Consider the following 16,447-nt stretch of genomic DNA (forward strand, 5'->3'; position numbering starts at 1 on the left):
GAACCTCTCCTCACTTACCGGCCTCACGGGCGGCGGTCCCGACCACGGGCGTCTGGCTCTCCCGCACGATCTCCTGGATCACACGTACAGCTTCGGGAACTGCGGCGGCCACCGGGGCACTCAGGCCGATGCCTTCCTCGAGTGAGGCGGGCTCGCAGCCCACCACCACGGTGCGGCCGGGAGGTGTCCCGCCCGTCCCTGAGCAGAGGGTCTGCAGCAGGGCCAGGACCGCGTCCGGTGACATGTGGTGGCCGTCGAGCACGGGCCCCTGCGGCGAGACGTCACCGGGCGAGTCGACGTCGATGCGGTAGACCGTTCCCGGGGCACCGCCGCGGGCGGTGGCGTCGACGAGCACGAGCGTGTCGTATCCGTCGAGCAGTTGGTACGCGAGGTGAACACCTCGTACGCCGATGTCCACGACCTCGACGTGCGCGGGAAGTCGGTGTGTGGCGAGTACGCGCACCGTTTCGACGCCGAATCCGTCGTCGCCGAGAAAGATGTTGCCCACGCCGGCTACGAGCGTTCGGGCGCCGGTCTCGCAGTCCTCGGTCACGCGTCCTCCAGGGGTGCGACCTCGTCGGGCTGGAAGTACAGGAACCGGCCCTGCTCTCGACGGATGTCGGCGCCGGGGTCGCCGTCGACGGTCACCGCCAGATGCACGCCCCCGTCGACGTCGTGCAACACGGCCTCGACGAGCGCGGTGCGTCCGTGCAGGAACAGGTCCTGGGCGTCGGTGCGGCGCCGTCCCGCGCGCAGGGTCACTCGGCTTCCGGCACTCACCGGCCGGCCGTCGACCAGGACCTCGTCGCGGGCGGGGTCCAGGCCTGCGTCACCCTCCGGATCCCACCAGGGGGTTTCGGGCATGACGACGTGGGGCTGACCCGGTTCGACGAGAAGGTCCGCTTCGCCGGTCGCGGTCGGGGCTGAGCCTGTCACTTCCCGGAGGGACCGTACCGCGCCGTGCAGGCGTTCCAGCACCTCGGGGGGCATGGACTCGGCCAGGTCGATCACGGCGGCGGCCTTCGGGTCCGTGCCGCGGGCCTCGCGCTTCTCCTGATCGGTGAGGGCCGCGGTGCGCAGGGCCAGGATCTCGTCGATCTCGGTGGCGTCGTACAGCGCTCCGGGACTTTCGGGGGCGACGGCCGGGTGGTCCTCCAGGATGATCGGCGAGGACAGCACCAGGTCCGCACGTCCCGGCTCGCCGGCGAGGACCGGCCAGGTGTGCAGGTTGCGGCACGAGGCGACTGCGCCCTTGGCCCATTCCGGAGGGTCGGTCATGGAGAGAAACGAGCCCGCGCCGAGACACAGCAACAGGTGCGTGGCGACGAGCGAGTGCGGGAGCGCGGCGTCGCGGTCGGTAGTGCCGTCAGCCGGGGACCATGTGCTGGTGTTCTCCACCACGGCGGTCAGCCGGGAGACGCGGTAGGGGCCGTCGACTTCGCGCGTGGAAAGACGTACGACTCCGCTGACCTCTTCACACCGGCGGACCAGTCTTCCCACCAGCCGGCCCTCGGCGTCGTGGACCAGTTCGGTCTCCTCGCGCGCGGGGCGGCTGAAGGGGACGGTGATTCCGTCGCCGTCGAGTTCGGCCACGGTGGCCGTCACCTCGATGCGTTCCTCCACGCCCTCGTCCCAGGGAACCAGCACGCGGTCCGGGAGCGACAGTTCGGACGCGTCCTCGAACGAGCCGTCCTGGCGGGCCTGTTGCACCGTGCGGCGCTGAGGATGCAGGAAGCGCACCTCGACCGACAAGGTGGCGCCCGTCCTGGGCTCCATCAGACACTCGGTGTGCTGGAAGCCGTGCTCGTCGCAGTCCGCACCCCAGGCCGGCGGGACCAGCACGCCGAACTGCCAGCGCAGCCGGTTCTTGGCCGCCGACGCCCGATACGGATACAGCACGTAACCCTCGAACAGCACCGCGTCGGCCACCGCGCGGGCGACGGCGAACCGTGACTCGGTCTCCTGGCTGAACACGACTGTCGTCACGGCGCCGACCTCTCACTGGTGGGGGACAGAGCGTCCGTGGCAGCGGATTCCAGGAGGGTGCGCACCGTCGCCTCCCAGGAGGACAGCGCCCGCCGCGAACGGAACTCCAGCAGGTCGTCCATGGTGTCGCGGGGCAGCCTCACCCAGCCGGCACCCGGGAAGTGCTGGTCGATCATCTCCTGCCACACCTTGACCGGCATGAGGTACGGGGCCTCACGGTCCCAGGGCACGGGTTCGACGTGGAAGCCACCGTCCCCGGTGAACGCGGTCCCGGAAAAGAGCATGAGGAGCGGCACGTCGCCACTCGACAGGGCGTGGAAGTAGCGGGCGCAGGCCACGTCCATGTCGTACGTACAGGGCACAGCCAGGTCAACCTCCGTCTGCCCGGTGAAACTGGGGACCATGAGGGAGATCTGTGCGAACTGCAACGGCTGGAGGGTGCTGCCCCAGCGGTCTCGCCCGCCGAAGAGGTCATGCAGTCCGTCGGCCTCTTCGGCGTCGTAGCCGCGCCTGGCCGGTTCGATGCGCAGCTGGCAGCGCAGGGCGAGCGCGTGCACGCGTGTCCGCTCGGAAGCGTTGACGCGCAGCCGGAAGACCAGGGTGGGACCGGCGGCGTACTGGTCGGCGCGGACGCCGACGCAGGAGAACGAGAACTCCGTCATCGGCGGCGCGCCTCCTCCGGTGTCCCGGCCCGCTGCGCGATGTGGTCGAAGAACGCGGTCAGATCGGCGCGGGCCTCCGCCCCGCCGTCGAAGCCCTGCCACAACCTGCGCATCCGTCCGACGAGTTCGTAGCAGATGTCGACCGGCACGAGATAGCACTCGGTCCGCTCCTCGACCCGGCGCAGGAGCAGAGCCTCCACGTCGGGTTCGAGCAGTTCGGCCAGGCGGCTGTTCCCGAGCGCGGTCTGCCAGGTGGACGGGTCGAGTTCGCTCTCGGTGGCGCCGGCCGGACTGGGGTAGAGCGCGACCAGTCTGTCCAGCGAGGCATTGCGGAAGAAGAACGCGACGCTGACCGGGATCTGCAGAAGCTCCCAGACTCCCTGGTCGAGCTGGTGGTCCGGGTCTGCCAGATAGCGGTCCGGGACGGTGCGGAACCTCCCGCCACCCGCGCCGCCCTGCTCGAAGAGCATGGCGCACGGCGTGCAGGCGCAGGCGAGGGAGCGGTTCGCGGTGTCGACCATGTGCCGGTGGTTGCCGTCGTCGATCGGCGCTCCGCACAGTTCGCACACCTCGGGCCGGGACATGCGCGGCGCGGCGAACCGCCGCAGCCCCGATGCAGGCGGACATGTCCGCTTGTGTGGCGTGCTCATGGCGTCTTCGGCGAGGCGGGTGCGCTGCCGAGTGCCCCGGACGGCGGCCGCGAGATCTGCAGCAGAGGGGGTTCCTGCGAGGATGCCGCCCCCTCGATCTCGACCGTCGTCACTTCCGGCGCGAAACAGGAGAGGGCAGCCTCCACCTCCTGCCGGCCGGCTTCCGCGGTGCTCGCGCAGCCGCAGCCCGAGCTCTCCGCGGAGCGCAGGTGCAGCGTGCCGGTCGCGTCGTCGAAGCTCAGCAGCTCGACAGCATAGCTGCGCACGCTTCTCAAGGCGCGGGCGATGCGTGCGGAGGTCTCCTCCGGGTGCAGGTCGTGCAGAACCAGCAGGCTGGTGACCACGGCGTCGTCGAGCAGCGCGGCGAACGGGTCGCCCTTGGCCTTGGGGGCTTCGAGCAGCGAGACCATGCGGGCCAGACCTGTGCCGTAGAAGTCCATCAGTACGCGCACCAGTTCCTCGGCCGCACCGGCGGCTTCGGAGTCACCCTCGGCGGTCAGGTGGTCGATGATCTCTTCGACCCGCCGGCCGGCCTCCTCCGCGTTCGCCGCCGTTCCGCCGGGCGGCCGGGCCGCGGTGGTGGACGCGCTCATCCGGCCAGGCCGCTCAGTCCGGTCGGCACGTGCATCTTCTGCACGGTCTTGCCGCCACCGACGTACATGTGGACACCGCAGGGCAGACAGGGGTCGAAGCTGCGCACCGCCCGCATGATGTCGATGCCCTTGAAGTTCTCCGGGGTGTTCTCCTCGAAGATCGGTGTGTTCTGCACGGCGTCCTCGTACGGGCCCGGGGTCCCGTAGGTGTCCCGCACGCTGGCGTTCCACGGAGTCGGCGGATAGGGATGGTAGTTGGCGATCTTTCCGTCGCGGATCACCATGTGATGGGACAGGACTCCGCGTACCGCCTCGGTGAAGCCGACGCCCAGGCCCTCGTCCGGCACCTCGAACTTCTCCCAGGTCTGGGTACGCCCGGCGCGGACCTCCGCCAGACCCTTCTCGGCGCAGTGCAGCGCGATGGCGGCGGCGTAGGCCTGGAAGTAGGTGCGGGCCCGGTTGCGCTCCAGCGCGTTGCTCCACTTCGGGATCTTCCACTCGAAGCGTGTCTCGGGCTTGGTCATCGTGCGGGGCAGGGTGATGACGACGCTGTTGCCGGTGGCCTTGACGTAGTCGGTGTCGACGAGTCCCGACAGCGCGGTCGACCACAGGCGGGCGATGGGGCCACCGCCGGTGTCGAGTGCCAGGTAGTCCTTGCCGTCGAACCAGCGAGGCGACATCACCCAGCTGTAGTTGCCCTCGAAGTCGCGCTTCTGGGGGGCCGGGATCGTGTGCTGGTTCCAGGGGTGGCGCGGGTCGACCGGGTTGCCGAGCGGGTCGTGGGTGACGAACTGCTCCTTGCCCTGCCAGTCCTCGTAGTACGAACTGCCGAGCAGGATACGGATGCCCAGGTTGATCTCGGTGAGGTCGTTGGTGACGAGTTTGCCGTCCACGATGATGCCCGGGGTGACGAACATCTTCCGTCCCCAGTCGGTCATGTTGGCGTACGTGAAGTCGCAGTACTCGGGGTCGTTGAGCGCGCCCCAGCAGCCGAGCAAAACGCGGCGGCGTCCTACTTCCTCGTAGCCGGGCAGGGCCTCGTAGAAGAAGTCGAACAGGTCGTCGTGCAGGGGCACTACGCGCTTCATGAACTCCACGTAGCGCATGAGGCGGCTCATGTAGTCGGTGAAGAGCTGGACGGACGCGATGGTGCCCACGCCGCCCGGGTAGAGCGTGGAGGGGTGCACATGACGGCCCTCCATCAGGCAGAACATCTCGCGCGTGTAGCGGCTGACCTGGAGTGCCTCGCGGTAGAACTCGCCCTCGATCGGGTTGAGCGAGCGCATGATGTCGGCGATCGTGCGGTAGCCGTGCTCTGCCGCGTGCGGCGCCTCGGTGCGCTCCGCGAGTTCCAGAACGCCGGGATTGGTCTCGCGGACCATCTTCTCGCAGTAGTCGACCCCTACCAGGTTCTCCTGGAAGATGTTGTGGTCGAACATGTACTCGGCGGACTCTCCGAGGTTGATGATCCACTCGGCGAGGTGCGGCGGCTTCACCCCGTACGCCATGTTCTGCGCGTACACCGAGCAGGTGGCGTGGTTGTCGCCGCAGATGCCGCAGATGCGGCTGGTGATGAAGTGCGCGTCACGGGGGTCCTTGCCCCGCATGAAGACGCTGTAGCCGCGGAAGACCGACGACGTGCTGTAGCACTCCGCCACCCGCTTCTGCTTGAAGTCGATCTTGGTGTGGATGCCGAGGCTGCCCACGATCCGGGTGATCGGATCCCAGGACATCTCCACCAGGCCGTTACTGTCGGTCTTCGTCTTCGGTGCCATCTTCTGTGCAGCGCCCTTCGTCAAGTCTTCGTACGGGAGGTCGGATCACCTGGGACGGCCACCCCGAGGGCGCGCCGTGCGGTACATGCACTCACCACGGCGGCCGGTATCCGGTCGTCAGTTCGTCGCCCCGGTGACGCCACTTCGGCTCCTTGTCCACGGTCTTGGCCGTGATGGAGCGGAGCTTTCGGATCACCGCCCCGTACGCGCCGCTCCCCGTGCTGGACAGCTTGCCGCCGGGCGGCTCGTCCATGAACGGCATGAACTTGTCGGGGAAGCCGGGCATGGTGCAGGCGATGCAGATACCGCCGACGTTCGGACAGCCGCCGATGCCGTTCATCCAGCCACGCTTGGGCACGTTGCACTTGACGACGGGGCCCCAGCAGCCGAGTTTTACCGAGCACTTGGGCGAGTCGTAGGTGGTGGCGAACTGGCCCTGCTCGTAGTAGCCGGCCCGGTCGCAGCCCTCGTGGACGGTGGCCCCGAACAGCCATGTCGGACGGAGCTTGTCGTCCAGCGGAATCATCGGAGCCGACCCTGCCGCCTGGTAGAGCAGGTAGGTCAGGGTCTCGGAGAAGTTGTCCGGCTGGATCGGGCATCCCGGTACGCACACGATCGGGATGCCCGCCTGGGACTTCCAGTCCCAGCCGAGGTAGTCGGGGACGCCCATGGCACCGGTCGGGTTGCCCGCCATCGAGTGGATGCCGCCGTACGTGGCGCATGTCCCGATGGCGACGACGGCAAGTGCCTTGGGCGCGAGCCGGTCGATCCACTCACTCGTCGTGATCGGCTGGCCCGTCTCGGGATCGTCGCCGAACCCGCACCAGTAACCCTCGGGCTTGATGGCCTCGTTGGGGACGGACCCCTCGACGACCAGCACGAACGGGTCGATCTCGCCGCGCTCCCCCTTGAAGAACCACTCGATGAAGGTGTCCGCGCCGCCAACCGGTCCGCACTCGAAGTCGATCAGCGGCCAGTGGACGGCGATCTTCGGCAGACCGGGAAGCACGCCGAGCACGATCTCCTCGATGCTCGGCTGCATGGCGGCTGTCAGGGCCACGGAGTCGCCGTCGCAGCTCAGTCCCGCGTTGATCCAGAGGATGTGAATCGTCGGGGATTCGTCCTCTGCGGGCATATCAGGCACGTCGGAATCGACCTCGGTCGGCGCTGCTGCATCCATAGGGATGCCTCCTAGGGGGAGGTATACGACGAAAGGGCACAATTGGGCCCTCGCATTCCTTGATAGCAGGCACCCGGTCACTGCGCGACGTGGCCGTGCGCAGGCGTACGCGGACCACCCGGACAGGTCACCGACCCGTCGCACCTGCGCGGATCAGGTGGGACGGCGTCTCCGCGGGCGGCTGCTTGCGGACGAACGCACGCCGCAACGCGTGGTACGGGGCACCGGGATCCGAAAAGGTGCGGAGCATGCTGGAGAGCTCCGCTTCCCGGTACAGGGACAGCGGCCTGACGGATTCGTCCCGCTCCCGCGCCTGCTTCTTCGCCGCGATGCGCTCCTGCATGCCGGAGGACTTGGCGAGCCTGACGGCCGAACGGGTGACTTCGCCCGAGAAATCCTGTGGGCAGCACTCGACCAGCCGGTCCACCAGCCCCAGCCGCCACCCCGCCGACGCGCTGACCGGCAGCGCCTCCTGTGTCAGGCGGTCGGCCGCCTCGGCGCCCACACGGCGCGGCAGCGTGTAGGTCCAGTACTCGGACCCGTACAGCCCCATCAGTCGGTAGTGCGGGTTCAGCACCACGCCCGCACGGCACCACACTTCGTCCGCGGCGAGCGCCAGCATGGCCCCGCCCGCGGCGGCGTTGCCGCCCAGGGCACTGATCACCAGCCGGTCGGTGGTGGTCAGGATGGCCTCGACCAGGTCGTTCATCGCGTTGATGTTGGCCCAGGACTCGGCGCCCGGATCGTCGGCCGCGTCAATCACGTTCAGATGAATGCCGTTGGAGAAGAAGTCCCGGGTGCCGCCGAGAACAAGCACGGTGGTGGGTCGCGAGCAGGCAGCCACGTATGCGTCGAGCAGGCGCCGGCAGTGCGATGTGCTCATGGCCCCGCCCGGGAAGGAGAAGGACAGGAAGCCGACCTCCCCCTCCTCGCGGTAGAGGATGTCGGACCAGGTACGCCGGTCACGGTCCGCGGCAGGCACGAAGGTGCTTTCGGGAAGCCCGGACAGCTCGGGACGGACCGACAGCTCGGGAAGCGCGGGCAGTCGGCCGGCGAGGGCCTGAACCGCAGGCAGCTTGAACGGCCTTGGCTGCCCCGGTCTGCGGCGGGGCCTCAGTTCGGGAATCCACACGGCGCCATCTGCTGTCGCCCGGCAGATCGCGCCGGCTCTGGTGGCGAGCAGTTCCCCAGGGCGCCCCCTCAGCTCATCCTCCGGGTGGCCCCCGTGCAAGTGCCATTCACCGCCCAGGAGTTCGTCCATCACACCCGGGGACGAGTCGGCGGCGCGCAGCTTGCGCAGCACGGTCTCGGTACTGTCCCGCTGCCAGCGGATGCGCCGCAGGCTCTGGGGGTAGGCGGGGCGGGTCCCTGCCGCTGCCCTGTTCCGCAACTGAGCCTGGGGCTGGGGCGTATGGACGCCCGAGGCGAATCGGTCGACGGCCAGGAGTACCGCGGCCGACGCGGCGTCCGACACCTCGTTCCGGTACAGGTCGCTCTTTCCGACCCGGGGCACCGGGAAGCCGACCGATGCCCACACGTCGCCGGCGTCCATCTCCCCGTTGGCCTGGAGCACGGTGACGCCCCAACGGTCCACGCCCGCGTTGATCGCCCAGTCGAGCGAAGAGGGACCCCGGTCACCGACGGGGCCGGGGTGAACGATGAGGCATGTGTGCTTCCGCCACACGTCCTCGGGGATGGCCCTCTTCAGCATGGGCGCGATGACCAGCTCCGGCCCACAGACGTCGAGTGCGTCGCGCAGTGCATCATCGCTGGAAGCCAGATGTACGTCCAGAGTGTGACCGCGGTCCCGCAACTCGGCGTGGACACGCTGAGTGAGGCTGTTGAACGCGCTCGCCACCAGAAGAATGTGCACGGCAACCTCCCATAGCCCCGGAGTAACGGCCGGAACGGGTCCAGCCACCCGCGATCCTCGGACACAGGGCAGGAGCCACACCGAAGCCGGGCCGCGCCGTCACTCCAAAGCGCAGGGGGTGACGACCACTCGGCGCACGTGCGAGTCATCGGCAGCGGCGTCAGGACGACCGACATCTCCTGGGCTCGGCGGGAGCCGCGCCACGGATGCGCGCCACGTCCCGGCCCCACCAGCTTCGACAAGCCAATGCAGGGGCGCAGGACCGAGGTTGAACGGACGATCAAACACTTCTCGCGCCGCGCTTACGGAGATTTCGGTGCCGCCTCACCTTCAGGAACGCATCTGAAGCGGTTCTCCGCAGCCGCGTGACTGCGCTGCGTCAGAGGGACCCTTCGACGTACGAGGCCAGGTTGGCCAGCGAGGAAGCGATCCCGGCCTCGTGGGCCGCTCGGTCGATCCCGGGTGGAACATCCGTGGCAGTGACAGTCACTTCGGTCCCGCCGCCTTTGGCAGTCAGGTTCCAGGTCATCGTCATGGTGCCCGCGTACGACGGGTCGTCGGACTCGAACACCGCACGCTGCAACACGCGCTCGGGTGGCACCAGGGCAGCAAACCCGACGTCGACGACATCCGTCGCAGCGGACGTCTTGCCTGGGTTGTCGGCAGCGTCGAGATAGGTGAGAACCATGCGAAACCCGCCACCAGGCCTGGGATCCCACCGCTCCACCCGCCCGCTCATGCCGTCCGGGGGCAGCCAGGCCTCGATGGACTCCCGGTCCACCAGGGCGCCGTAGACGATCGCCGGTGGCGCTGCGATCATCCGCCTTGCGCTGTCAGTCCTACGCATGGGCCCGATTCTAGGACTGGGGTCCACGACGCACAGCGCGGCGATGTGGATGCGGCCTCCCACGAGGAAGACGGAGATGCCCTTGGTGCCGTAGCTCCCTTGCCGGTGCGGGCGAAGACGACGAACAGATCGGCGAGCGGAGCGTTGGCGATGAACCGCTTCGGCACTCATCCACCTCGAAGATGGTCTCGATCTCGACGTGCCAGCGGCGCGGCAGGGCGGCCACTCCCACTGCGGCCCGGACGTGGCGACCCCTGATCCCCTTGATCCTCAAAGAGACGAGGGGCCTGGCCACCTCATAGGCGCGGCCTATGCGGGGCATCGATTTTTGGTCGTGGACCCGCGGGAGTGTGACCGGCTTCACTGTCCTGCTAGCAGGTGGGCCACGGAACGGGCTCGGTGGCCCACCGCCCTCGGACGAGCCGACATCTGCGAACGCACCGTGCAGGACAGCTCCGTTGCTGTGCCCCGCAGGGCGTGCAGGTGAGCCTCTCCCCACCCGTATGGAGGTTGCAATGACGCACACCCCGCACGAAGCGACACCGATCGCAGCGACAGCTCCGACGAAACCCTGGTACAGGCAGCTCTACATACAGGTGTTGGCCGCGATCGTGATCGGCATCGTGCTGGGGTGGCAGTGGCCTGATCCGGCCACCTCGATGGAGCCGATCGGCACCACTTTCATCGCCGCCATGAAGATGCTGATCGGGCCGATCGTCTTTCTGACCATCATCAGCGGCATCGCCGGGGTGGCCGACCTGAAGAAGGTGGGCCTCACCGGCCTCAAGGCACTGACCTACTTCCAGGTAGGCACAATAGCCGCGCTGGTCACCGGACTTGTCGCGATCAACCTCTTCCGGCTGGGTGACGGCGTCCACGCCGATCCGTCCCGGCTGAACACCTCCGGCGACGCCGGTCAGTACATCCAGCAGGGCGAGCACCAGCAGTGGTGGGAGTTCCTCACCAACCTGGTGCCTCACAGTTTCTTCGGCGCCTTCGTCGAGGGCGCCATCCTCCAGGTCATCTTCCTCGCGATGATTTTCGGCATCGCCATCAAGTCGGTCGGCAAGGTGGGGAACCGCTCATCGCCGGGGTCAACCGCCTCACCGAGGTGGTCTTCAAGGTCTTGTCCTTCGTGATGAAGGCGGCGCCGCTGGGAGCCTTCGGCGCGATGGCCTACGCCATCGGGAAGTTCGGCCTGTCCACGCTGACCAACCTGGGCTCGCTCATCCTGCTCTTCTACGTCACGTCCATCCTCTTCGTCGTTGTCGTGTTCGGTACGGTGCTGCGCGCCTACGTGAAGCTGAACATCTTCCAGCTCTTCCGCTACTTCAAGGACGAGTTCTTCCTCGTTCTCGGCACCTCCACGGCCGAACCCGCCCTGCCCGGCCTGATGCGCAAGCTCCAGTTCATGGGCGTCGAACGGTCGACGGTGGGACTGGTGGTGCCGACCGGCTACAGCTTCAACCTCGACGGTGCCGCCATCTACCTCTCCCTCGCCACCCTCTACATCGCCCAGGCCACCGACACCGCGCTCTCGCTGGGACAGCAACTCGGACTGCTCGCTGTCATGCTGCTCACGTCCAAGGGCGCGGCGGGAGTCGCCGGCGGCGGCTTCATCGCACTGACGGCCACCTTGTCGACGGTCGGCCACGTACCGGCCGCGGGCATCATGCTGATCTTCGGCATCGACAAATTCATGTCCGAGTGCCGGGCCCTGGTGAACTTCTACGGCAATGCCGTCGCGACGCTGTTCATAGCCACCTGGGAGAAGGGCCTCGATCTGCCGCGCGCCCGGCTGGTGCTGGCAGGTGAGGTCGTGGAGGTTCCAGCTGCGGCCCACCCGACCGAAGGCGCTGCCCGGCGTCCGGCGCCCGTGGCCCACCCGGACACCGATCCCGACCCCAAGTCCCGGACGGTCTCGTCACGTCCCTGACCCTGCCGCCGACTGTTTCCCGGGTACGGATGCCTGAGCCCTTGGCACCCGTACCCCAGCAGTGTTCGCCGCAGCCTGACCGATAGGCTGCGGCTATTGCTCTGTCGTCTACGGGTCGGGGAGGCGCCGTGGACGCCCGGCAACTCGAATACTTCCTCGCGATCGTGGAGCACGGGGGGGTTCAGCAAGGCGGCGGCCGCGCTCCATGTCGCGCAGCCCTCCTTGTCGCAGGCGATGGCGAACCTGGAGTCCGATCTGGGTGTCTCCCTCTTCCACCGGCTGGGCCGCGGCGTGGTGCTCAGTGAGGCCGGCGCTGAGCTCCTGGAGCCCAGCCGGCGGGTACTACGGGATCTCAATGCCGTGCGTGAGAAGGCGGCAGGACTGTCGGGGCTGCACGGCGGGACCGTCGAGATAGCGGTCATGCCGTCCCCCGGCATCGAGCCGCTGACCACACTGGTCCAGCGATTCACCGAGTTGCACCCCTCGCTGAGGGTCGGCACGCAGGCCGCGTTCACACCCGAAGAAGTGGTCGCTCTCGTGCGCAGCGGCGCCTGTGAACTCGGCCTGCTCGGAGCGGCCAGCCCGGTCAACGTCCCTGGGATCGAAGTCCTGCCCGTCGAGGTCCAACCGTTCGTCGCCGTCTCCGCGCCGGGAGGGGAAATCGAGGACGCCGTCCCCCTGCGCCCGGAAGACCTCGCCGGGCGCAAGCTCATAGCGTCCCGCCGCGGAAGTCTGATGCGCACCATCGTCGACGACATCACCACCGCCGGAACGGACACCGACATCGTCGCCGTGGTCGACCACCGCACGTCGATCCTCCCGCTCGTTCTGAGCGGTGTAGGCATCGCCGTACTCCCGGCAGCCTGGACGCGCCTTGCCCGCCGGTGCGGAGCCGCCGTCGCACCCATCGAGCCCACCGCCCACCTGCACGTCGCCATGATCAGCCTGCCCGCGCACCTGACCCCCGCCGCCCGCTCGTTCCTGGACCTGACCCGGTCCCTGGCCAGGCAGCGAGCCGCCGAGGACCGCGCCGGCTTCTCCTGAACGGCCGCAGCGCCACCCGTCGGACACCCCCGGGGGCACCCTGCTCTGCTGCCCCACCCATCGGCTGTGGCTATGGGTCGTATCGAAAGCAGGTCTTGGACGCGATGCCGGGCCCCTGTGTTGACTCAGGGATGTCCAGCCAAGCACCCCATGTGCCCGCTCATCGCCGGAGGCCGTTGTGACCACACCCCAGATCTTCAGGATCGCCGCCATTCCCGCCGACGGCGTCGGCGCGGAAGTCGTCGCCGCGGGCCGCACCGTGCTGGACGCGCTGGCCCAGGACTCGGGCGGCGCCTTCTCCTTCGCCTGGGAGGAGTTCCCCTGGGGGTGCGACTACTACACCAGGACCGGCAAAATGATCGACAACGACGGCCTCGACCGCCTCAAGGACTTCGACGCCATCTACTTCGGCGCCGTCGGCTGGCCCACCGTCCCCGGCCACATCAGCCTGTGGGGCCTGCGCCTGAAGATCTGCCAGAGCTTCGACCAGTGGGCCAACGTCCGCCCCGTCCACTTCCTGCCCGGCGTCCAGAGCCCGTTGCGCAAGGCCGACGACACCGAACTCGACTGGGTCGTCGTGCGCGAGAACAGCGAAGGCGAGTACGCCGGCCTCGGGGGACGCAACCTCGCGGGCCGCGGCCCCGGTGGTGAAGTCGCCGTCCAGTCCGCCCTGTTCACCGAGGTCGGATGCGAACGCATCATGCGCTTCGCCTTCGACCTCGCCCGCACCCGCGACCGACGCAAGGTCTCGAGCGTCACCAAGAGCAACGCCCAGCAGTACGGCATGGTCCTTTGGGACGACGTCTTCAAGCGCGTCGCCGCCGACTACCCCGACGTGGAGACCGAGAGCGTCCTCGTCGACGCCATGTCGGCGAAGTTCGTCCTGCGCCCCGAGGACCTGTCGGTCGTCGTCGCCTCCAACCTCAACGCCGACATCCTCTCCGACCTCGGGAGCGCGCTGGCGGGCAGCCTCGGCCTGGCGGCGAGCGCCAACCTCAACCCCGAGCGCCGCTTCCCGAGCATGTTCGAGCCGGTGCACGGCTCGGCCCCCGACATCGCCGGCCAGGGCCTGGCCAACCCGATCGGCGCGGTGGGCAGCGCGGCACTCATGCTGGAGCACTTCGGCCTGCCCGAACAGGCCGCCCGACTGCACCGAGCCATCGAGGCCACGACCGCGGCCGGCATCCTGACCCGCGACGTGGGCGGAACCGCGACCACCGAAGACGTCGTCAAGGCACTCATCGACGCCCTGAACGACTGACACCCCTATACCGTCCCGGGCCGTTCCATGTTCGCGCCAGCGGCCCGGGACTTCGTGTGCGTCGGTGCATGTGGCGAACGACGCATCCCCCGGTGACGGATGTCCGGGCGCCGGGGCCATCGGGCCGGGACCGACTGTCAGGCTGTCGCGGCATGCCGGCATCACGGCGAGCGCTGGTTCTGACCGCAGTAGTCGGGCAGGCTCCAGGCCGAGGCCAACTCCCGGGGCATGCCGATTGCCTCAGCCCACCGGGCCGCGTCCAACACGACGGGCAGCCAGGTGCGGTGTCCCGGCCAGAAACCTCCCCGGGACACCGCACCTCGTGCGGCGTACGCCCGTCAGCAGGAGACTCGTCGTCGACGTCGCTACGGTGGGAGACAGAGCCCACCGAGGACCAGTCGGCGCGTCACGTCACCAAAGGATGGCCATCCCCAACTCCCGCTGAGTGAGCGAGTGTTCGGACACTGACATCTTCGCTGCCGATGGAGCTGTCACGCCAGGCCGCCACTTACTGGTAACAGGGCGAGCCACAGAGCACAGTGACCGCACCCCTCTCCTCAGCCGTCGTAGCCGGGATGTGGTGGGTGGCGGCCACCGGGGACTTGCTGGTCTCCCAGGGCATCGGGGCTGCCATGGCCTGCGGAGCCAGAGCGGTGAAGGCCGCGGTGGCCACGAACACGACGGCAATCGCTCGCTTGCGCAGGCTCATCGGAACTCCCTGATCGACCGGTGAGGTTCGGCTGTCGGCGTGCCGCTCGGACGACGCCGACTGCCAGTCTCGGCGTATCCGCCTCCCAAGTGCCATGCTCTTCTTCCGAGTTGACGTATCTCCACACTGTCACCGCGACCGGCAGGCAGTGTTCCGTGCGGGCCTACCGACCGCCGCAGTGACGCACGGGGCTCGGTCCCGGCCGGGTCCCGGAGACAGCTCCTGGCGCGGGGCGACCTCGCCGTCGTAGGACGTTCTTCGGGTGACGATCGGGGCGGACGGTCCGGGCGAGTCCCCAGCGGCGAACAGACGTCGGGCAGGAATACGTACCTTGTCGGGGCGCCTTTTCCAGATCGAGGGAGCGGACCGCAACAACACCGACCACCCCGGCCCCGTCGCGGCGTCCCGGTCGATGCGCACCCCGCCAAGTCCACTCATTCGGAGCCTCGGATCCGCACGTGTCACCGAGCCGGCCTCGCTCCTGCCCCCGACCGGGTCCGAGCGCAGAAGCAGGGGCAGGCGGGGCACGCCCCGACCTGTCGGGCATGAGCACTCAGAGCGGTCAGCGTCCCGCGCGCGCCGTGTGGGCGAGGTCCATGTCCGTGGTCTCCGGGGCCAGGAAGTGGGAGACCAGACCGCCTAGCGCGAGCACCGCCGCGCCGACCAGCAGGACGAATCGCGGGCCCACGTGTTCCAGTCCCATCGGCAGCAGGAACGTACCGATCGCCGCACCGACGCGGCTGATGGCCGCGGCGAATCCGACACCCGTGGTGCGCAGTGCGGTGGGGAAGACCTCCAGCGGGTACACCGCGGTCAGCGCGCTGGACGCAGCGTTGAGGAAGATGAAGAACAGGAAGCCGCCCACCACGACGGGCGTGACGTCCGGCCACATCGCCACGAGGGCGAGGCAGACCGCGGTGATCCAGAACGGGGGTATCAGGAGCTTGCGGCGGCCGATGCGCTCGACCACGAGGCAGCCGAGTGTGACGCCCGCGACCGCGGTGAACGCGTAGACGAGGAGTGCGGCGACCGCGTTGTCGCCCATGTTCAGGGCCTCGAACACCTCGCTCCAGAAGGCGCCGATCGCGAAGTACGGCAGGACGAGGGCCGCCCAGAACGTGCCGGCGAAGACGGTCGCCCGCAGGTGCTTGCGGCTGAACAGCGCCCGGAATCCCGCTCGTTCACCGCTGTCGGCGAGTTCGGCCTCCGCGTCGAGCTCGATGCCGTACCGCTCGATGAGCGTTCGGGCCTCCTCGGTGCGGCCCCTGCTGAGGAGCCAGCGCGCCGACTCCGGCACGCCCCCGCGCAGTGCCAGACAGACGACGGCGATGACCGCGCCGCTGGACAGGGACCAGCGCCAGCCGCCGTCCGTCTCGGCGAACAGGGCGCCGACCACGGTGGCCAGGGCGTATCCCACGTACCAGCTGATCTCCAGGCTGCCGAGCAGTCGGCCACGGCCCTTGCTGGGCGCGTACTCGGACAGCAGGGGTGCGCCCACCGCGTACTCGCCGCCGATCGCCAGGCCCATCACCAGGCGGATCAGAAAGAGTTGGGTACCGTCCGCCACGAAGAACTGGGCCACCGAGCTGATCAGGAAGATCAGCATGTCGACCATGAAGACGGGGCGGCGGCCGAACCGGTCGGCGAGCCAGCCGAAGACCGGTCCGCCGAAGAAGATGCCGATCAGTGGCGAGGCTCCGACCAGGCCCTGGGCGACCGTGCCCAGGTGCAGGTCCGCGGTGAGCGCGGTCATGGCCATGCCGATGCCGCCGATGACGTAGCCGTCGAGACCCTGGCCCAACTGGGTCGCGGTCTTCAGGCGGAAGTGCAGCCGGGCCCGGTCGCGGGGGCTGCCTACCGCGGGCGCGCCGTGGGGGCGTTGGGAGACAGGCGTCATTGCCATGGGGACTCCGTAGGTTGTGGGGGCAGGG

13 protein-coding genes and 1 pseudogene are annotated in these 16,447 nt (G+C 68.7%); 3 read left to right on the forward strand and 11 right to left on the reverse strand.

Features of this window, described 5'->3' with window-relative positions; genetic code table 11:
* Positions 1-10: 10 nt before the first annotated feature.
* From OG758_RS03190 to OG758_RS03230, 9 genes are all read right to left on the reverse strand, one after another.
* A complete protein-coding gene (locus OG758_RS03190; protein WP_326708499.1) occupies positions 11-553 on the reverse strand; it encodes a hydrogenase maturation protease in 543 nt (180 codons plus the stop codon).
* Positions 550-1,986, reverse strand: a complete 1,437-nt coding sequence (locus OG758_RS03195) for a hypothetical protein (RefSeq protein ID WP_326708500.1) — start codon at positions 1,984-1,986, stop codon at positions 550-552. The genes OG758_RS03190 and OG758_RS03195 overlap by 4 nt, the downstream gene beginning before the upstream one ends.
* Positions 1,983-2,648: a DUF6084 family protein gene (locus tag OG758_RS03200; protein WP_326708501.1), complete on the reverse strand. Its 666-nt coding sequence runs from the start codon at positions 2,646-2,648 to the stop codon at positions 1,983-1,985. The genes OG758_RS03195 and OG758_RS03200 overlap by 4 nt, the downstream gene beginning before the upstream one ends.
* The gene (locus OG758_RS03205) at positions 2,645-3,298 is read right to left on the reverse strand and encodes a DUF5947 family protein (RefSeq protein WP_326708502.1); all 654 of its coding nucleotides are present in this window, start codon (positions 3,296-3,298) and stop codon (positions 2,645-2,647) included. The genes OG758_RS03200 and OG758_RS03205 overlap by 4 nt, the downstream gene beginning before the upstream one ends.
* Positions 3,295-3,891 (reverse strand): hypothetical protein, encoded by a 597-nt coding sequence (locus OG758_RS03210; RefSeq protein ID WP_326708503.1) that lies wholly within the window; start codon positions 3,889-3,891, stop codon positions 3,295-3,297. The genes OG758_RS03205 and OG758_RS03210 overlap by 4 nt, the downstream gene beginning before the upstream one ends.
* Entirely contained in the window at positions 3,888-5,666 is a 1,779-nt protein-coding gene (locus OG758_RS03215) for a nickel-dependent hydrogenase large subunit (protein WP_326708504.1), read from the reverse strand. Before OG758_RS03215 ends, OG758_RS03210 begins: the two co-directional genes overlap by 4 nt.
* A gap of 91 nt (positions 5,667-5,757) precedes the next feature.
* Positions 5,758-6,846, reverse strand: coding sequence for a hydrogenase expression protein HypE (locus tag OG758_RS03220; protein ID WP_326708505.1), 1,089 nt, complete (start codon positions 6,844-6,846; stop codon positions 5,758-5,760).
* Positions 6,847-6,973: 127 nt separating this feature from the next.
* Positions 6,974-8,719, reverse strand: coding sequence for a hydrogenase maturation protein (locus OG758_RS03225; RefSeq protein ID WP_326708506.1), 1,746 nt, complete (start codon positions 8,717-8,719; stop codon positions 6,974-6,976).
* Between the two features lie 379 nt (positions 8,720-9,098).
* Positions 9,099-9,737 (reverse strand): SRPBCC family protein, encoded by a 639-nt coding sequence (locus OG758_RS03230; protein WP_326708507.1) that lies wholly within the window; start codon positions 9,735-9,737, stop codon positions 9,099-9,101.
* A gap of 344 nt (positions 9,738-10,081) precedes the next feature.
* On the opposite strand from OG758_RS03230, the pseudogene dctA reads away from it, so the two are divergent.
* The 3 genes and pseudogenes from dctA (at position 10,082) to OG758_RS03245 (ending at position 13,807) form a co-directional block, all read left to right on the forward strand.
* Positions 10,082-11,502, forward strand: a pseudogene (dctA, locus tag OG758_RS03235) (C4-dicarboxylate transporter DctA).
* 222 nt (positions 11,503-11,724) lie between these two features.
* Positions 11,725-12,546 (forward strand): LysR family transcriptional regulator, encoded by an 822-nt coding sequence (locus OG758_RS03240; RefSeq protein WP_326708508.1) that lies wholly within the window; start codon positions 11,725-11,727, stop codon positions 12,544-12,546.
* A 178-nt stretch (positions 12,547-12,724) separates the two neighbouring features.
* Positions 12,725-13,807, forward strand: a complete 1,083-nt coding sequence (locus OG758_RS03245) for a tartrate dehydrogenase (protein WP_326708509.1) — start codon at positions 12,725-12,727, stop codon at positions 13,805-13,807.
* A 508-nt stretch (positions 13,808-14,315) separates the two neighbouring features.
* On the opposite strand, the gene OG758_RS03250 is transcribed toward OG758_RS03245, so the two are convergent.
* Both OG758_RS03250 and OG758_RS03255 read right to left on the reverse strand, forming a co-directional pair.
* Positions 14,316-14,516 carry a hypothetical protein gene (locus OG758_RS03250; RefSeq protein ID WP_326708510.1) on the reverse strand — a complete coding sequence of 67 codons (201 nt, stop codon included), beginning with the start codon at positions 14,514-14,516 and terminating at the stop codon, positions 14,316-14,318.
* Between the two features lie 562 nt (positions 14,517-15,078).
* On the reverse strand, positions 15,079-16,419 hold the full coding sequence (locus OG758_RS03255) for an MFS transporter (RefSeq protein WP_326708511.1): 1,341 nt from the start codon (positions 16,417-16,419) through the stop codon (positions 15,079-15,081).
* Positions 16,420-16,447 lie beyond the last annotated feature (28 nt).

The organism is Streptomyces sp. NBC_01474 (assembly GCF_035918215.1).
Taxonomy (GTDB): Bacteria; Actinomycetota; Actinomycetes; order Streptomycetales; family Streptomycetaceae; genus Streptomyces; species Streptomyces aureus.